The 11,982-nt window shown below is 39.3% G+C and carries 19 protein-coding genes and 1 pseudogene; 7 read left to right on the plus strand and 13 right to left on the minus strand.

Annotated elements, in window-relative coordinates; translation table 11 throughout:
• From ACR63N_RS11630 to ACR63N_RS11660, 7 genes and pseudogenes are all read left to right on the plus strand, one after another.
• Complete coding sequence (locus ACR63N_RS11630) at positions 1-420, plus strand: hypothetical protein (RefSeq protein WP_472782058.1); 420 nt, start codon at positions 1-3, stop codon at positions 418-420.
• Between the two features lie 102 nt (positions 421-522).
• Positions 523-1,020, plus strand: coding sequence for an elongation factor P hydroxylase (locus ACR63N_RS11635; RefSeq protein WP_472782059.1), 498 nt, complete (start codon positions 523-525; stop codon positions 1,018-1,020).
• Positions 1,021-1,458: 438 nt separating this feature from the next.
• The gene (locus ACR63N_RS11640) at positions 1,459-1,698 is read left to right on the plus strand and encodes a hypothetical protein (RefSeq protein WP_472782060.1); all 240 of its coding nucleotides are present in this window, start codon (positions 1,459-1,461) and stop codon (positions 1,696-1,698) included.
• A gap of 20 nt (positions 1,699-1,718) precedes the next feature.
• Positions 1,719-2,216: a GNAT family N-acetyltransferase gene (locus ACR63N_RS11645; protein ID WP_472782061.1), complete on the plus strand. Its 498-nt coding sequence runs from the start codon at positions 1,719-1,721 to the stop codon at positions 2,214-2,216.
• Positions 2,217-2,311: 95 nt separating this feature from the next.
• Positions 2,312-2,755 (plus strand): hypothetical protein, encoded by a 444-nt coding sequence (locus ACR63N_RS11650; protein ID WP_472782062.1) that lies wholly within the window; start codon positions 2,312-2,314, stop codon positions 2,753-2,755.
• Positions 2,756-3,278: 523 nt separating this feature from the next.
• Positions 3,279-3,626 (plus strand): annotated as a pseudogene (locus ACR63N_RS11655) (elongation factor P hydroxylase); the annotation flags it as partial.
• Positions 3,627-3,800: 174 nt separating this feature from the next.
• Positions 3,801-4,421, plus strand: coding sequence for an L-threonylcarbamoyladenylate synthase (locus tag ACR63N_RS11660; RefSeq protein ID WP_472782063.1), 621 nt, complete (start codon positions 3,801-3,803; stop codon positions 4,419-4,421).
• 99 nt (positions 4,422-4,520) lie between these two features.
• Here the strand turns inward: ACR63N_RS11660 and rplQ are convergent, their stop codons facing one another.
• The 13 genes from rplQ to rpsH form a co-directional block, all read right to left on the minus strand.
• Positions 4,521-4,883 (minus strand): 50S ribosomal protein L17, encoded by a 363-nt coding sequence (rplQ, locus tag ACR63N_RS11665; protein ID WP_367105729.1) that lies wholly within the window; start codon positions 4,881-4,883, stop codon positions 4,521-4,523.
• Positions 4,884-4,902: 19 nt separating this feature from the next.
• Positions 4,903-5,910 (minus strand): DNA-directed RNA polymerase subunit alpha, encoded by a 1,008-nt coding sequence (locus ACR63N_RS11670; protein ID WP_367105728.1) that lies wholly within the window; start codon positions 5,908-5,910, stop codon positions 4,903-4,905.
• A gap of 97 nt (positions 5,911-6,007) precedes the next feature.
• Positions 6,008-6,649: a 30S ribosomal protein S4 gene (rpsD, locus tag ACR63N_RS11675; RefSeq protein ID WP_367107221.1), complete on the minus strand. Its 642-nt coding sequence runs from the start codon at positions 6,647-6,649 to the stop codon at positions 6,008-6,010.
• Between the two features lie 48 nt (positions 6,650-6,697).
• Positions 6,698-7,087 carry a 30S ribosomal protein S11 gene (gene rpsK / locus ACR63N_RS11680; RefSeq protein ID WP_192518015.1) on the minus strand — a complete coding sequence of 130 codons (390 nt, stop codon included), beginning with the start codon at positions 7,085-7,087 and terminating at the stop codon, positions 6,698-6,700.
• Between the two features lie 20 nt (positions 7,088-7,107).
• Positions 7,108-7,464 (minus strand): 30S ribosomal protein S13, encoded by a 357-nt coding sequence (gene rpsM, locus ACR63N_RS11685; RefSeq protein WP_367105726.1) that lies wholly within the window; start codon positions 7,462-7,464, stop codon positions 7,108-7,110.
• Positions 7,465-7,723: 259 nt separating this feature from the next.
• On the minus strand, positions 7,724-7,840 hold the full coding sequence (rpmJ, locus tag ACR63N_RS11690) for a 50S ribosomal protein L36 (RefSeq protein WP_025644371.1): 117 nt from the start codon (positions 7,838-7,840) through the stop codon (positions 7,724-7,726).
• 32 nt (positions 7,841-7,872) lie between these two features.
• Positions 7,873-9,204 carry a preprotein translocase subunit SecY gene (gene secY, locus ACR63N_RS11695; RefSeq protein ID WP_367105767.1) on the minus strand — a complete coding sequence of 444 codons (1,332 nt, stop codon included), beginning with the start codon at positions 9,202-9,204 and terminating at the stop codon, positions 7,873-7,875.
• Between the two features lie 19 nt (positions 9,205-9,223).
• Positions 9,224-9,664: a 50S ribosomal protein L15 gene (gene rplO, locus ACR63N_RS11700; protein WP_367105725.1), complete on the minus strand. Its 441-nt coding sequence runs from the start codon at positions 9,662-9,664 to the stop codon at positions 9,224-9,226.
• On the minus strand, positions 9,664-9,843 hold the full coding sequence (gene rpmD, locus ACR63N_RS11705) for a 50S ribosomal protein L30 (RefSeq protein ID WP_201588105.1): 180 nt from the start codon (positions 9,841-9,843) through the stop codon (positions 9,664-9,666). The genes rplO and rpmD overlap by 1 nt, the downstream gene beginning before the upstream one ends.
• A 31-nt stretch (positions 9,844-9,874) precedes the next feature.
• Positions 9,875-10,390, minus strand: coding sequence for a 30S ribosomal protein S5 (gene rpsE, locus ACR63N_RS11710; RefSeq protein ID WP_353104792.1), 516 nt, complete (start codon positions 10,388-10,390; stop codon positions 9,875-9,877).
• A 2-nt stretch (positions 10,391-10,392) separates the two neighbouring features.
• The gene (gene rplR, locus ACR63N_RS11715; protein ID WP_367105724.1) at positions 10,393-10,743 is read right to left on the minus strand and encodes a 50S ribosomal protein L18; all 351 of its coding nucleotides are present in this window, start codon (positions 10,741-10,743) and stop codon (positions 10,393-10,395) included.
• 11 nt (positions 10,744-10,754) lie between these two features.
• Positions 10,755-11,288, minus strand: a complete 534-nt coding sequence (gene rplF / locus ACR63N_RS11720; RefSeq protein ID WP_367105723.1) for a 50S ribosomal protein L6 — start codon at positions 11,286-11,288, stop codon at positions 10,755-10,757.
• Between the two features lie 291 nt (positions 11,289-11,579).
• Positions 11,580-11,978: a 30S ribosomal protein S8 gene (gene rpsH / locus ACR63N_RS11725; RefSeq protein WP_367105722.1), complete on the minus strand. Its 399-nt coding sequence runs from the start codon at positions 11,976-11,978 to the stop codon at positions 11,580-11,582.
• Positions 11,979-11,982: the final 4 nt, after the last annotated feature.

Below are 11,982 nucleotides of genomic sequence, written 5' to 3' on the forward strand. Positions count from 1 at the left end.
ATGAAAACCAGTCAAGCAGAACAGGTTTATTGGAATGCCTTGGAGCGCCTCATAACTAATACAGCTAAAATTGTCGATACGAATTCGTCTCGATTCAAGCTAACTAAGGACGCTGTAGGTAAAGAGGCAGGCAAAGGGAAAGGATATGTTCGCAATGAGAGGTATCCAAAACTATGCGAAGCTATAAAAAAAGCGGAAGAGGAACGCAAAAAACTTGCTAAAGCAGTGCCTAATCATACTGCTAAGCTCAAGCACGAAAAAGAGCTTAAATTAAAAGCAAAGTCGAAGTATGATATGCTTAAAAAAGAATATGATCTTCTAATGCAAAACTATCTTAATATTTTGCAGCAAAATTTTGAGCTTCAATCAGGACTAATGGATTCTTCTAATGTTAGATTGGTTAAAGAATTTGATAAATAGCTTAATCTTCTTATTGCTTACTTAACTTTCATCTATTTGCATAGCCTGTTTAAAGCATTACTTCCCGTACTACGTTTATTAAAATATTTTATAAGTATTCCTATGAATGACGATGATTTATGTATTAGCCTAATAAATTTGTTCGAACATGTATTTCCAAGTATAGTAATAATTGGTGGAGCAGATGAACCTTACTACGAAGCGCCAAAGGTGGAGACAAAGGCAAAGATATTTTTTAAAGAAAACTACCCAAGAAGTCTATTACATGAAATAGCTCATTATTGTTTAGCAGGGCAAAAACGACGCGAACTAGATGATTATGGTTACTGGTATACTGAATGTGGTAGAACAAGTGAAGAGCAAGAGCTATTTCAATTGGTTGAAGCAAGACCCCAAGGCTTAGAAAAGGCTATGTGTGAAGCTATAGGTATACATTTTTCACCTAGTTTTGATGATTTTTCAGGTCGACCAATATCAGAGATGTTTCTAAAAAACTTAGAAGTTAATTATCAAGAGATGATTACGAATCCTCCTCCCACGGCTAGAATAGCTTTAGAAACATTAATGCATACAGATTTTTCTATATTCACAGATAGTTAGTTTATTAACTACCTCTTGTAAGCTCATACTTATCTAATCTTAAAATTTAGAAGTATTTGTGTGAAAAGATATTCATTTCAATGAGTAATTACCTATCATACTCAAAAAATACTTGGAAAGTATCGATCTAAGCAAACACTCCCTTTTATTCAAAATGAACATTTAGATATTTTAAATTACTCTCTGTTTGAATTGTTCCAATAATGTCTTTTATAAGAAGAAGTATGGTCCCCTAGTGAGGACTCGAACGTTAAGCTGTGGGCTAATGGTATCAAGATTTTAACTCATTGAAAGAGTCACAGTGTACTTCATGGTGTACTTACCATACATACTCTGTTTGTGATTGATGCGATAGACATGCATCGAACTTGGGCTTATTTGAACATGAAAAAGCCTATACAATGATTATCTAAATAATATTAAAAGAGTGGATCAAATATGAGTATTCTTTCAAAATTACTAGAAATAGAAAGTAAGTATAAAATTAAGCTACACGAAGGTGAGAGCTTTAAACAAGCTGTGTACAACGGAAAGATGACAGATTCGGAAAATTGTATTATTGATAAAATTGAATTAATTTTAAAACATTATCCTGATAGCCAAGATATTTCCTTATCTACGTACCAGTCAGATGAGACCTCAGCTGATGCATTTTGTTACGCTGTAGTATTACCCTAATATTAGCTATGGAATGCCAAATGTTTTTTATACGGAAGGCAGACCAGAACGATGTCTCTAATATTGCTCATATACACTTTGAAAGTTGGAATGCTACGTATTCGAGTCTTTTACCCGAAACGTATAGAGACAAAGAAAATAACTTGTCTCAGAAAATGAACATGTGGGAGAAGGTATTACCTAGCTCTGGTGTAAATACATGGATAGCATATGATGCTGAGAATACTGCTGTAGGATTTATTTCTTACTTTAAGAAAGATCAAGAGTGGGAAATAACCACTTTGTATCTCTTACCGCAATACCAAAATTTAGGAATAGGTACTAAGTTGATGGACTCAGCCCTAATTGATGCTTCTCAATGCAATAGCTGCTCTATTCTATCTTTGTGGGTGTTAAAAACTAACCTATCCGCGATTAGTTTCTATGAAAAATTTGGTTTTAAGTCTGACGGTCAATGTGATGAAGAGCTATACGAGGACGCCAAAATAACAGATATTAGAATGGTAAAATCACTCTAACATCTGTTATTTTGAGTATACGTTCACTTGTTCGGTGCGCTATACAGGCATCGATCTGCTTACCGTATAACCAAAGATGAATGGATAAAAAACTAATGCCTACTATAGAAAAAAAGCTGAACCAAGCAGAGATTTTTTACCAAAACTATGAACCAGAGCTAGCTCTTGATATCTTAAATGAAGTAATTTCTGATAGTAATTCAACAGATAGTGAAATAGCGGAGGCTTTAAACCTAAAAGGAATAACTGTAGATCTTGCTCCATATCTTTCGGAAGATAAAGAAAACTACTCTGGACTAATTTTTTTCCAAAAAGCTTTGGAATACGCCCCTTATAATACTAGTATTCTATTCAACGTACTCAATTCATTTTCTTGTATAGACATGATGCAAGACTACACTCAAAAAAACAAAAGTGCTTTTATATGCGCTTATGCTGTCTTGAATAATGACCTGTATGATTCTTTAAACGAAGAATCCAAAAGTAATTTGCATAAATTTTCTTCTAAATATCATGAATTTCAAGGGGAAGGCTTTTAGGGTATACCCCAAGGGAACCAGTTATTTTAGCCCTTAAACCTACTAATAGACCACTTAAGACAGACTGGTATAATGGAACCACTTATAGCAGACTATTTTAAGTGTTTATGTTTACTAGTGCCTATGCCAAAGAACGATATAATTGGTACTTGCTAAGTATGATAAATAATGACTCATGTGAATGACGATTCATCAGGCTACTATTCAGCCGATGATAACTATAGTAAATAATCTAGCCTTCCCAATTTTATTGAAAAACAAAGAATGTCTATTAAGAGAAGAACCAACAAAAAATCTCGATCTATTCATCAAAAATAAAATATTGATATGTCTCGATTGTATATGCACGGCTAATATAAGCTTCTTAGTGCTTTGAAAAGTAGTAATTCCAATGACTCAATTAATGTACAATATCTCCTTTTATTAGAAATATTGTACATTTTTTTATCAAAAATCTGATTTTACGTCATTACAATTACTTCTTTATTAATCAATAACTTAGTAATGTACATCTATGCATAAGAGTTTACTAGAGCTGAGCCACTGGTGCGTGGCAGGAAAAGCTCGTAGACAGTTAAATGACTTTGGCTATTGGTATGCTCCAGATGGACGTAGCGCCTCTCAGCAGCAAGCATTTGAGCGTGTAGAAGTTAAACCACAAGCTATAGAGTGTTTGTTTACTCTCGCCTGTCAGCGTCCTTTTCAAGTCTCACAGGATAATTTATTTGCTGATTTCGATACAGGCAACAGCACTTTTGCTAATGATGTTTACCAGCAAGTTAAACATTATATTACAAGCCCTCAATCCTTACCTCGCGATGCACAAATTCTACTGTACGCTTTATTAAGATGCATCACTAATCAGCTTTAACACTAATCAGTTTTAAATAGGATTCTACTATAGGCTGGATCGCCAAAACCTTTAACTAAAACAATGTTAACAACCTCACACTATTTTTAACGACGTACTCCTATTACTTGACTAACAACTGACGTTATACTTAGCAAATAATCAAAAAAATATAGAGTTAAACAAGGAGCTGTTATGCAGACTTTTTATATTCATCCTGAGAACCCGCAGCCGCGTTTAATAGACCAAGCTGCAGATCTACTACGTAACGATCAATTACTCATTTATCCTACCGACACCAGTTACGCTTTTGGTTGTCGTCTCGGTGCCAAAGACGCACTAGAAAAACTAAAACTAATACGTGAGCTTGATGATAAACATCAATTCACCTTGCTATGCCGTGATTTGAGTGAAATTGCTACTTATGCAACTGTAGACAATAACCAGTTTAAACAACTAAAAGCGCATACCCCCGCTCCCATCACCTTTATATTAAATGCCACCAAAGATGTACCCAAAAAACTGGCTCATCCTAAGAAAAAAACCATTGGTATTCGGGTACCAAGTAACCCTATAGCGCAGGCGCTATTAGAAGCTATGGATGAACCTATATTAACTAGCTCTTTAATACTGCCTTCTCATGAAGACATTTTAGATAATCCTTTTGATATAGAAGAATTATTAGGCAATCAAATAGATGGACTCATCAATGCTGGTACTAAAACCACTAAGCTGACTACTATTGTTGATATGACCGGTAGTCAGCCTGAGATTGTGAGACAAGGAGCAGCTGATGTTAGCTCTTTATTATTATAATAAAATCACGTATTAGGATTTAGAATTAACCTTGTTAGAAAATTTTAGCATTAAAAAAGCTCCAATAAATTGGAGCTTTTTTAGTTAGAATTAAAACTATTATGCGTCACGATCTACCAATTCTACATAAGCCATTGGCGCGTTATCACCATCACGGTAACCACACTTTACGATACGTAAGTAACCACCTGGACGCGTTTGATAACGGGGACCTAACGTACCAAATAGTTTACCTACCATAGCTTTACTACGCATACGGCTAAAAGCTAGACGACGATTAGCAACGCTATCTTCTTTAGCCATAGTAATTAATGGTTCCGCAACACGGCGTAACTCTTTTGCTTTTGGCAATGTTGTTTTAATCAGTTCATGCTCAAATAGTGAGTTAGTCATGTTCTGGAACATTGCTTTACGATGACTGCCGGTACGACCCAGCTTGACTCCACTCTTACGATGGCGCATGGTCAAATATCCTTAAAGTTTAACGGCTACGATAAGAAAAACGATCATCGACACGCAAGTCAGCTGGTGGCCAGTTATCTAGGCGCATACCGAGCTCTAAATCTTTAGACGCTAATACGTCTTTGATTTCGGTCAATGATTTCTTACCAAGATTTGGGGTTTTGAGTAGTTCAGTCTCTGAACGTTGTACCAAATCACCGATATAGTAAATGTTTTCAGCTTTTAAGCAGTTGGCTGAGCGAACCGTTAGTTCAAGATCGTCTACAGGGCGTAGTAGCACTGGATCAACCTCTTCTTTTTCTTTCACAGGCTCAGGCGCTTCTTCAGCTTCTAGATCAACAAAGATAGAAATCTGTTGTTGTAAAATAGTGGCCGCTTTACGAATTGCTTCTTCTGGATCGATGGTGCCATTAGTTTCAAGCTCAATGATAAGACGATCAAGATCGGTACGCTGCTCGACGCGGGCGTTCTCAACTTGATAAGCAACACGCAGCACTGGACTAAAGCTTGCATCAAGCTTTAGGCGACCAATTGCTTTAGTATCACCATCTTCACGGCGCTGATTTGCTGGCTCATATCCACGACCCATAACCACACGTAGACGCATCTTAAGATGACCACGATCACTCAATGTACCCAATACCAACTCTGGATTGATAATATCAACATTGTGCGGTAACGCGATGTCTGCGGCAGTAATGGTGCCTGGACCTTGTTTGTCCAAGGTCAAAAATACTTCATTCTGTTCGTGAAGCGTAATGGCCAAACCTTTTAAATTCAAAAGTAAGTCAAGCACGTCTTCTTGCAACCCTTCGAGTGTTGAGTATTCATGGTCGACACCATCAATCTCAGCTTCAATGACTGCAGCGCCAGGTAATGAAGAAAGCAAGATGCGGCGTAGAGCATTCCCTAAGGTATGTCCAAAGCCGCGTTCTAACGGTTCGAGCGTGACTTTCGCAATCGTTTCATTAACCGTATCCACATTAATGGCATTCGGCGTTAGAAACTCAGTTGCATTTAGCATCATGATGTCACCTCGATTTAATTATAAATTTAATTAGCGCTTCAAATCAATACTACCTAGTATGATAAACATACCAAGACAGTATTAATTATAATGCTAGTTATTTAGAGTAAAGCTCTACGATCAAGCTTTCATTGATTTCAGCAGGTAGATCAATACGATCAGGTGCATGTTTAAATGTACCTTGCAGTTTGCTGTGATCAACATCTAACCATTCTGGAATGCCGCGCTGGGAAGCTAATTCAATAGCGTTCTTGATACGTAGCTGTTCGCGTGACTTCTCTTGAATAGCAATAACGTCGCCATCTTGAACTTGAATAGAGGGAATATTCACTCGAACAAATTCGTCGCGTCCTGCCTTTTTGAGCATAACTGTACGATGACTGACCAACTGACGCGCTTCAGCACGCGTTGAGCCAAAGCCCATACGATATACAACATTATCAAGGCGACTCTCTAGCATAGCCAGTAGGTTCTCACCAGTCGCACCGCGCTTACGAGCGGCTTCTTTATAGTAGTTAGCGAACTGACGCTCAAGTACACCGTAAATGCGCTTAACTTTTTGCTTTTCGCGTAGCTGTAAAGAGTACTCTGAGCTTTTGTTACGGCTAACGCCATGTTGACCAGGCGGACGCCCAGCTTTTTTAGTTTTTACTTCATAAGGTTTAACGCCTGATTTAAGGCCTAAGTCTGTACCTTCACGACGTGATAGTTTTAATTTTGGTCCAATATAGCGGGCCATCTTTATGTCTCCTTTAAGCTTTTGGGATAAAAAGCTTCGTCTTTAATATTAGACGCGGCGCTTTTTCGGCGCACGGCAACCATTATGTGGGATTGGGGTTACATCAGAGATGCTGTTCACTTTATAACCCAATGCACCTAGTGCTCTTACCGCAGACTCACGACCCGGTCCTGGTCCTTTGACCAAAACATCGATATTCTTAACACCATACTCTTGAGCTGCTTTACCAGCAACTTCAGCTGCAACCTGCGCTGCAAATGGTGTAGATTTACGTGAACCACGGAAGCCTTGTCCACCTGAAGTGGCCCAAGCCAATGCATTACCTTGACGGTCGGTAATCGTAACAATGGTGTTATTAAAAGACGCATGGATATGGGCAACGCCCTCCGATACTGAACGACGAGCCACCTTTTTGCGGCTGCGAGTGTCTTTTGCCATCTTTTAGCTTCCTAAGTTAATTATCTTTTAATTGCTCTACGTGGACCCTTACGAGTACGCGCATTCGTTTTCGTACGTTGACCATTTACAGGTAAGTTACGACGGTGGCGAATACCACGGTAACTGCCCAAATCAACCAAACGTTTAATGTTCATTGATACTTCACGACGAAGGTCACCCTCAGTCGAAAAATTTGCAACTTCTGCACGGATAGCATCCAACTGTGAATCATCTAACTGACTGATTTTGGTAGCAGGCTCAATACCAACTGCTTCTAGAATTTTCTGAGCAGTAGTACGACCTACACCAAAGATGTAAGTTAGTGAAATAACAGCATGTTTATTATCCGGAATGTTGACACCGGCAATACGAGCCATTGATTTCTCTCCATTAAAGAAAAATAACCATTATTTATGACAAATAACGTTCTACCTTTCTGATTTATTGCTGTTAATACCTTAAATATTATAATACTAGGATATACTATTAACTCATCAGTGATCAGTTAAACAAACTATCCTGATTGAAAATTTTCGGTATAAACTACGGCAAGTGGCGGATGATATCGCATCCGCCGTTATTTTTCAAGCATTAATTTGGAATATAAATAGGGTAAAACTATCCAATTCCTAAACATTAACCTTGACGCTGCTTATGACGTGGCTCTGCTGTACAAATAACATGGACACGACCTTTGCGGCGTACTATTTTACAGCTACCACAAATCTTTTTAACTGATGCTTGAACTTTCATAGCATGCTCCTTTAAGTGTCAACCTGTTCATCTTAAGGTTGCGTAGGCGACTGAATTAGCGTCTGATCATGATATTGATGAGTCATTAGATGGGCTTGAATTTGCGAGATGAAATCCATCACAACAACTACCATAATCAGTAAAGATGTACCACCAAGATTGAATGGCACCCCAAATCCTGACTGAATGACCATAGGCATTAAACAAATAACAGTCATGTACATAGCACCGATAAAAGTAAGTCGGTTTAATACATGATCAAGATAACGCTGGGTTTGTTGCCCAGGACGAATACCTGGGATATACGCACCACTACGTTTGAGATTTTCAGCAACTTCACGGGGACTAAAGACTAATGCTGTATAAAAATAACAAAAGAAAATAATCATCGCTCCGAACAGAACTAGATACAGCGGTTGTCCAGGAGACAACACTAAAGCCATATTTTGCAAAATCTTTTGAGTAAAAGTAGGATCAGTTGATTGACCCACCCATTGCCCTAAACTTGCTGGAAACAGCAATAAAGAGCTGGCAAAAATAGCAGGAATAACCCCGGCCATATTTATTTTCAGCGGCAAGTGTGATTGCTGCTGAGCATAAATTTTCCGGCCTTGCTGCTGTTTTTGCGCATAATTAACGGGTACGCGGCGCTGCGCACGTTCAATATAAACAATACCAGCGGTTACTGCGATACCTAAAATTATAAAGATAAATAAGACAATCAAGTTCATCTGGCCTTGATTGACCTGTTCTATGGACTGTGAAATCATACCTGGCGTACCAGCTACAATACTAGCAAAAATCAACATGGAAATGCCATTACCCACACCGCGCTCTGTAATCTGCTCACCAAGCCACATTAAGAACATAGCACCAGCCACCAGTGAGGTAACTGCAGGGATATAAAAGGTAAGACCGCTAGACAATGTTAAATTTTGACTGATAAGACCAGCACACATGCCCAGTGACTGTACTAAAGCCAGTGCAAGCGTTCCTTGACGGGTATACTTATTCAGCTTACGTCGACCTGCTTCACCTTCTTTTTTAAGCGCTTCAAGTGAAGGTACTACTGCTGACATCATCTGCACAATAATTGAAGCTGAGATGTAAGGCATAATACCTAATGCCATAATTGACATTCGCTCAAGTGCACCACCTGAGAACATGTTAAACATACTCAAAATGGTGTTTTCGTTGCGTGAAAACAAGTCCGCCAAATTTACTGGATTAATCCCTGGTACTGGAATGTGTGATCCCAAACGATAAACAATCAATGCGCCGATCAAAAATAAAAGGCGCGTCCACAACTCATCATATTTACGAATAAAGGCAAAAGGATTGAGCGGGATACCAGTCGATGACATTGATTGTTTTGACACGTTACTACTCCTCGATGCTACCACCAGCAGCTTCGATTGCCTGCTTGGCACCTTTTGTCACTTTTACCCCTTGAAAGGTATAAGCTTTAGTGACATCGCCTGATAATATAATTCGAGCACGCTTCATATCATGACGAATAATATTAGCGGCTTTCAAGGTTTCAACGCTAACCACATCACCTTCGACTTTGTTCAATTCAGAAAGACGAACTTCAGCCGTTGTCATTGCCATTTTACTAGTAAAACCAAATTTTGGTAGACGGCGATATAAAGGCATTTGGCCGCCTTCAAATCCAGCACCGATGCTAGAACCTGAACGTGACTTTTGTCCTTTCACACCGCGGCCACCAGTTTTGCCAAGGCCTGAACCAATACCACGTCCGCGGCGTTGGGCAGTTTTCTTCGCGCCAACACCTGGTGATAATTCATTTAATCTGAGTCCCATTACGCTTCCTCCACTTTTACCATGTAGTTGACGCGATTGACCATACCACGAGTCGAAGGGGTATCCTCAACCTCTACAGTATGATTAATACGGCGTAAACCCAATCCTTTCAAGCTCGCTTTGTGGCTTTTGAGGCGATGGGCACCTGATTTTATTTGAGTGACTTTCATTTTTTTCATCGTAACTCACCTATTCCTATCTATAAAAAGGTTAGCCCAAAATTTCGTCTACAGATTTACCACGTTTTGCTGCCATCTTTTCTGGAGTTGACATATCACGCAGACCATTAAACGTAGCGCGAACCACGTTGGCCGTATTGGTAGAACCATAACATTTAGTCAAGACATCTTTGACACCAGCAACTTCTAATACTGCACGCATAGCGCCACCGGCAATTACACCAGTACCTTCAGAAGCAGGCTGCATATAAACTTTGCTTGCACCGTGACGGGCTTTAATTGGATGGTATAAAGTAGCTTCATTCAATTCAACCGTAATCATATTACGCTTGGCAGCTTCTAGAGCTTTTTGAATAGCAGCGGGTACTTCACGTGCTTTACCACGGCCAAAACCAACACGACCATTTCCATCACCAACTACTGTCAGCGCGGTAAAAGAGAAAATACGACCACCTTTAACTACTTTTGCAACACGATCAACGGTCACTAAGCGTTCTACTAGACCATCACTCTGTTCATTTTTATCATTTCTATCGTTTCTAGCCATGATTAAAACTCCAATCCGTTTTCGCGAGCGGCTTCAGCTAAAGCTTTTACTCGACCATGATATTTAAAACCACTACGGTCAAAAGCAACTTTAGTGATGCCAGCTGCTTTTGCACGTTCTGCGATCATTTGGCCTACAGACGTCGCTGCATCAACGTTACCAGTCGCGCCTGAACGCAAACTGCCGTCTAAGGTAGATGCCTGAGCAATCACTTCACCACCGTTCGGAGAGATAATCTGGGCATAGATGTGCTTTGGCGTGCGGTTAACCGTAAGACGATGAACGCCTAAATGACGGATATGTGCGCGGGTTTTCTTAGCTCGACGCAGACGAGCTGCTTTTTTATCAAACATCTCAACTCACCTTATTTTTTCTTAGCTTCTTTGCGAATCACACGTTCGTCACTATAGCGAATACCCTTACCCTTATAAGGCTCAGGCGGACGAAAATCGCGAATATTAGCGGCGGCCTGACCAAGCTGCTGTTTATCGTTCGACTTTAGAACGATCTCAGTTTGCGTTGGGGTTTCAGCAGTAACACCTTCAGGGAGCGTATACTCTACTGGGTGTGAGTAACCAACGTTTAAAGTTACCTTATTGCCGCTAACTTGCGCACGATAACCAACACCAATAAGCTGAAGACGTTTTTCAAAGCCTTCGCTGACGCCTGTAACGTAATTGTTAATCAGAGCGCGCATAGTGCCAGTGTGCATCATTGCTTCTTTTGAATCGGCTGTAGGTGAGAGAATGATAGCATCATCTTCCTGTTTCAGCTCGACCAATTCGTGCAGGTGTAAAGACATATTTCCGTTCTTGCCTTTCACTTCAACCTGCCGATCGTTCAAAGTAACGCTTACGCCATTTGGCAGCGTTACTGGGGCTTTAGCCACACGAGACATAGGAATATTCCTTAAAAAATTAATACTTCTATTAAAAATAAATAATAGCGAAAAAACTAACAGGCTAAAAAGCGTGTTAGTTTAACATAATTGACTCTATTTAACACCTATCGATCGATTTTATAAGGTCATTGCAATAAATATTCATTACAAAGTTACTAAACAGACCTTAGGGATAAGCTTATAAAATATTTATGATAATTTTATAAGCTTTATAGAGAACAATTAGATATATCGTTTTTATTATTTAAATACTAATAATATTAGTACCTAAATAAAAATATGTCAGTTTTACGCTACAAATGCAACGATCTCACCACCAATACCAGCAGCACGTGCAGCACGATCACTCATGATGCCTTGACTGGTTGATACAATAGCAACACCCATACCTTGCTTAACAGTAGGAATGTTATCTTTGCCGCGATGCTGACGTAGGCCAGGACGGCTAAAGCGTTGAATAGTCTCAATGACAGGTTTGCCTTCAAAATACTTCAACTCGATATTTAGGGTAGCTTTATTGTTGTCTTCTTCATTAACAACAGCACTCGCCACATAGCCTTCATTTACTAATAAATCAGCAATAGATTTACGTAGTTTTGAACTTGGCATAGCGACAGATACTTTGTTCGCCATTTGTGCATTACGAATACGGGTCAACATATCCCCAACGGTATCTTGCATACTCATGTAG

Source organism: Psychrobacter sp. M4 (assembly GCF_055699795.1).

Coding starts and splice junctions, on each gene's coding strand:
- rplF (WP_367105723.1), bottom strand. CDS start 11,288: ATGTCTCGTGTGGCTAAAGCCCCAGTAACGCTGCCAAATGGCGTAAGC.
- rpsK (WP_192518015.1), bottom strand. CDS start 7,087: ATGGCAAAAGACACTCGCAGCCGCAAAAAGGTGGCTCGTCGTTCAGTA.
- ACR63N_RS11645 (WP_472782061.1), top strand. CDS start 1,719: ATGTTTTTTATACGGAAGGCAGACCAGAACGATGTCTCTAATATTGCT.
- rpsE (WP_353104792.1), bottom strand. CDS start 10,390: ATGGCTAGAAACGATAGAAATGATAAAAATGAACAGAGTGATGGTCTA.
- secY (WP_367105767.1), bottom strand. CDS start 9,204: ATGTCATCGACTGGTATCCCGCTCAATCCTTTTGCCTTTATTCGTAAA.
- ACR63N_RS11660 (WP_472782063.1), top strand. CDS start 3,801: ATGCAGACTTTTTATATTCATCCTGAGAACCCGCAGCCGCGTTTAATA.
- ACR63N_RS11635 (WP_472782059.1), top strand. CDS start 523: ATGAATGACGATGATTTATGTATTAGCCTAATAAATTTGTTCGAACAT.
- ACR63N_RS11650 (WP_472782062.1), top strand. CDS start 2,312: ATGCCTACTATAGAAAAAAAGCTGAACCAAGCAGAGATTTTTTACCAA.
- rplQ (WP_367105729.1), bottom strand. CDS start 4,883: ATGCGCCATCGTAAGAGTGGAGTCAAGCTGGGTCGTACCGGCAGTCAT.
- rpsM (WP_367105726.1), bottom strand. CDS start 7,464: ATGGCTCGTATTGCCGGTGTCAACATTCCGGATAATAAACATGCTGTT.
- rpsD (WP_367107221.1), bottom strand. CDS start 6,649: ATGGCCCGCTATATTGGACCAAAATTAAAACTATCACGTCGTGAAGGT.
- rpsH (WP_367105722.1), bottom strand. CDS start 11,978: ATGAGTATGCAAGATACCGTTGGGGATATGTTGACCCGTATTCGTAAT.
- rpmJ (WP_025644371.1), bottom strand. CDS start 7,840: ATGAAAGTTCAAGCATCAGTTAAAAAGATTTGTGGTAGCTGTAAAATA.
- rpmD (WP_201588105.1), bottom strand. CDS start 9,843: ATGAAAAAAATGAAAGTCACTCAAATAAAATCAGGTGCCCATCGCCTC.
- ACR63N_RS11630 (WP_472782058.1), top strand. CDS start 1: ATGAAAACCAGTCAAGCAGAACAGGTTTATTGGAATGCCTTGGAGCGC.
- rplO (WP_367105725.1), bottom strand. CDS start 9,664: ATGGGACTCAGATTAAATGAATTATCACCAGGTGTTGGCGCGAAGAAA.
- ACR63N_RS11640 (WP_472782060.1), top strand. CDS start 1,459: ATGAGTATTCTTTCAAAATTACTAGAAATAGAAAGTAAGTATAAAATT.
- rplR (WP_367105724.1), bottom strand. CDS start 10,743: ATGTTTGATAAAAAAGCAGCTCGTCTGCGTCGAGCTAAGAAAACCCGC.
- ACR63N_RS11670 (WP_367105728.1), bottom strand. CDS start 5,910: ATGATGCTAAATGCAACTGAGTTTCTAACGCCGAATGCCATTAATGTG.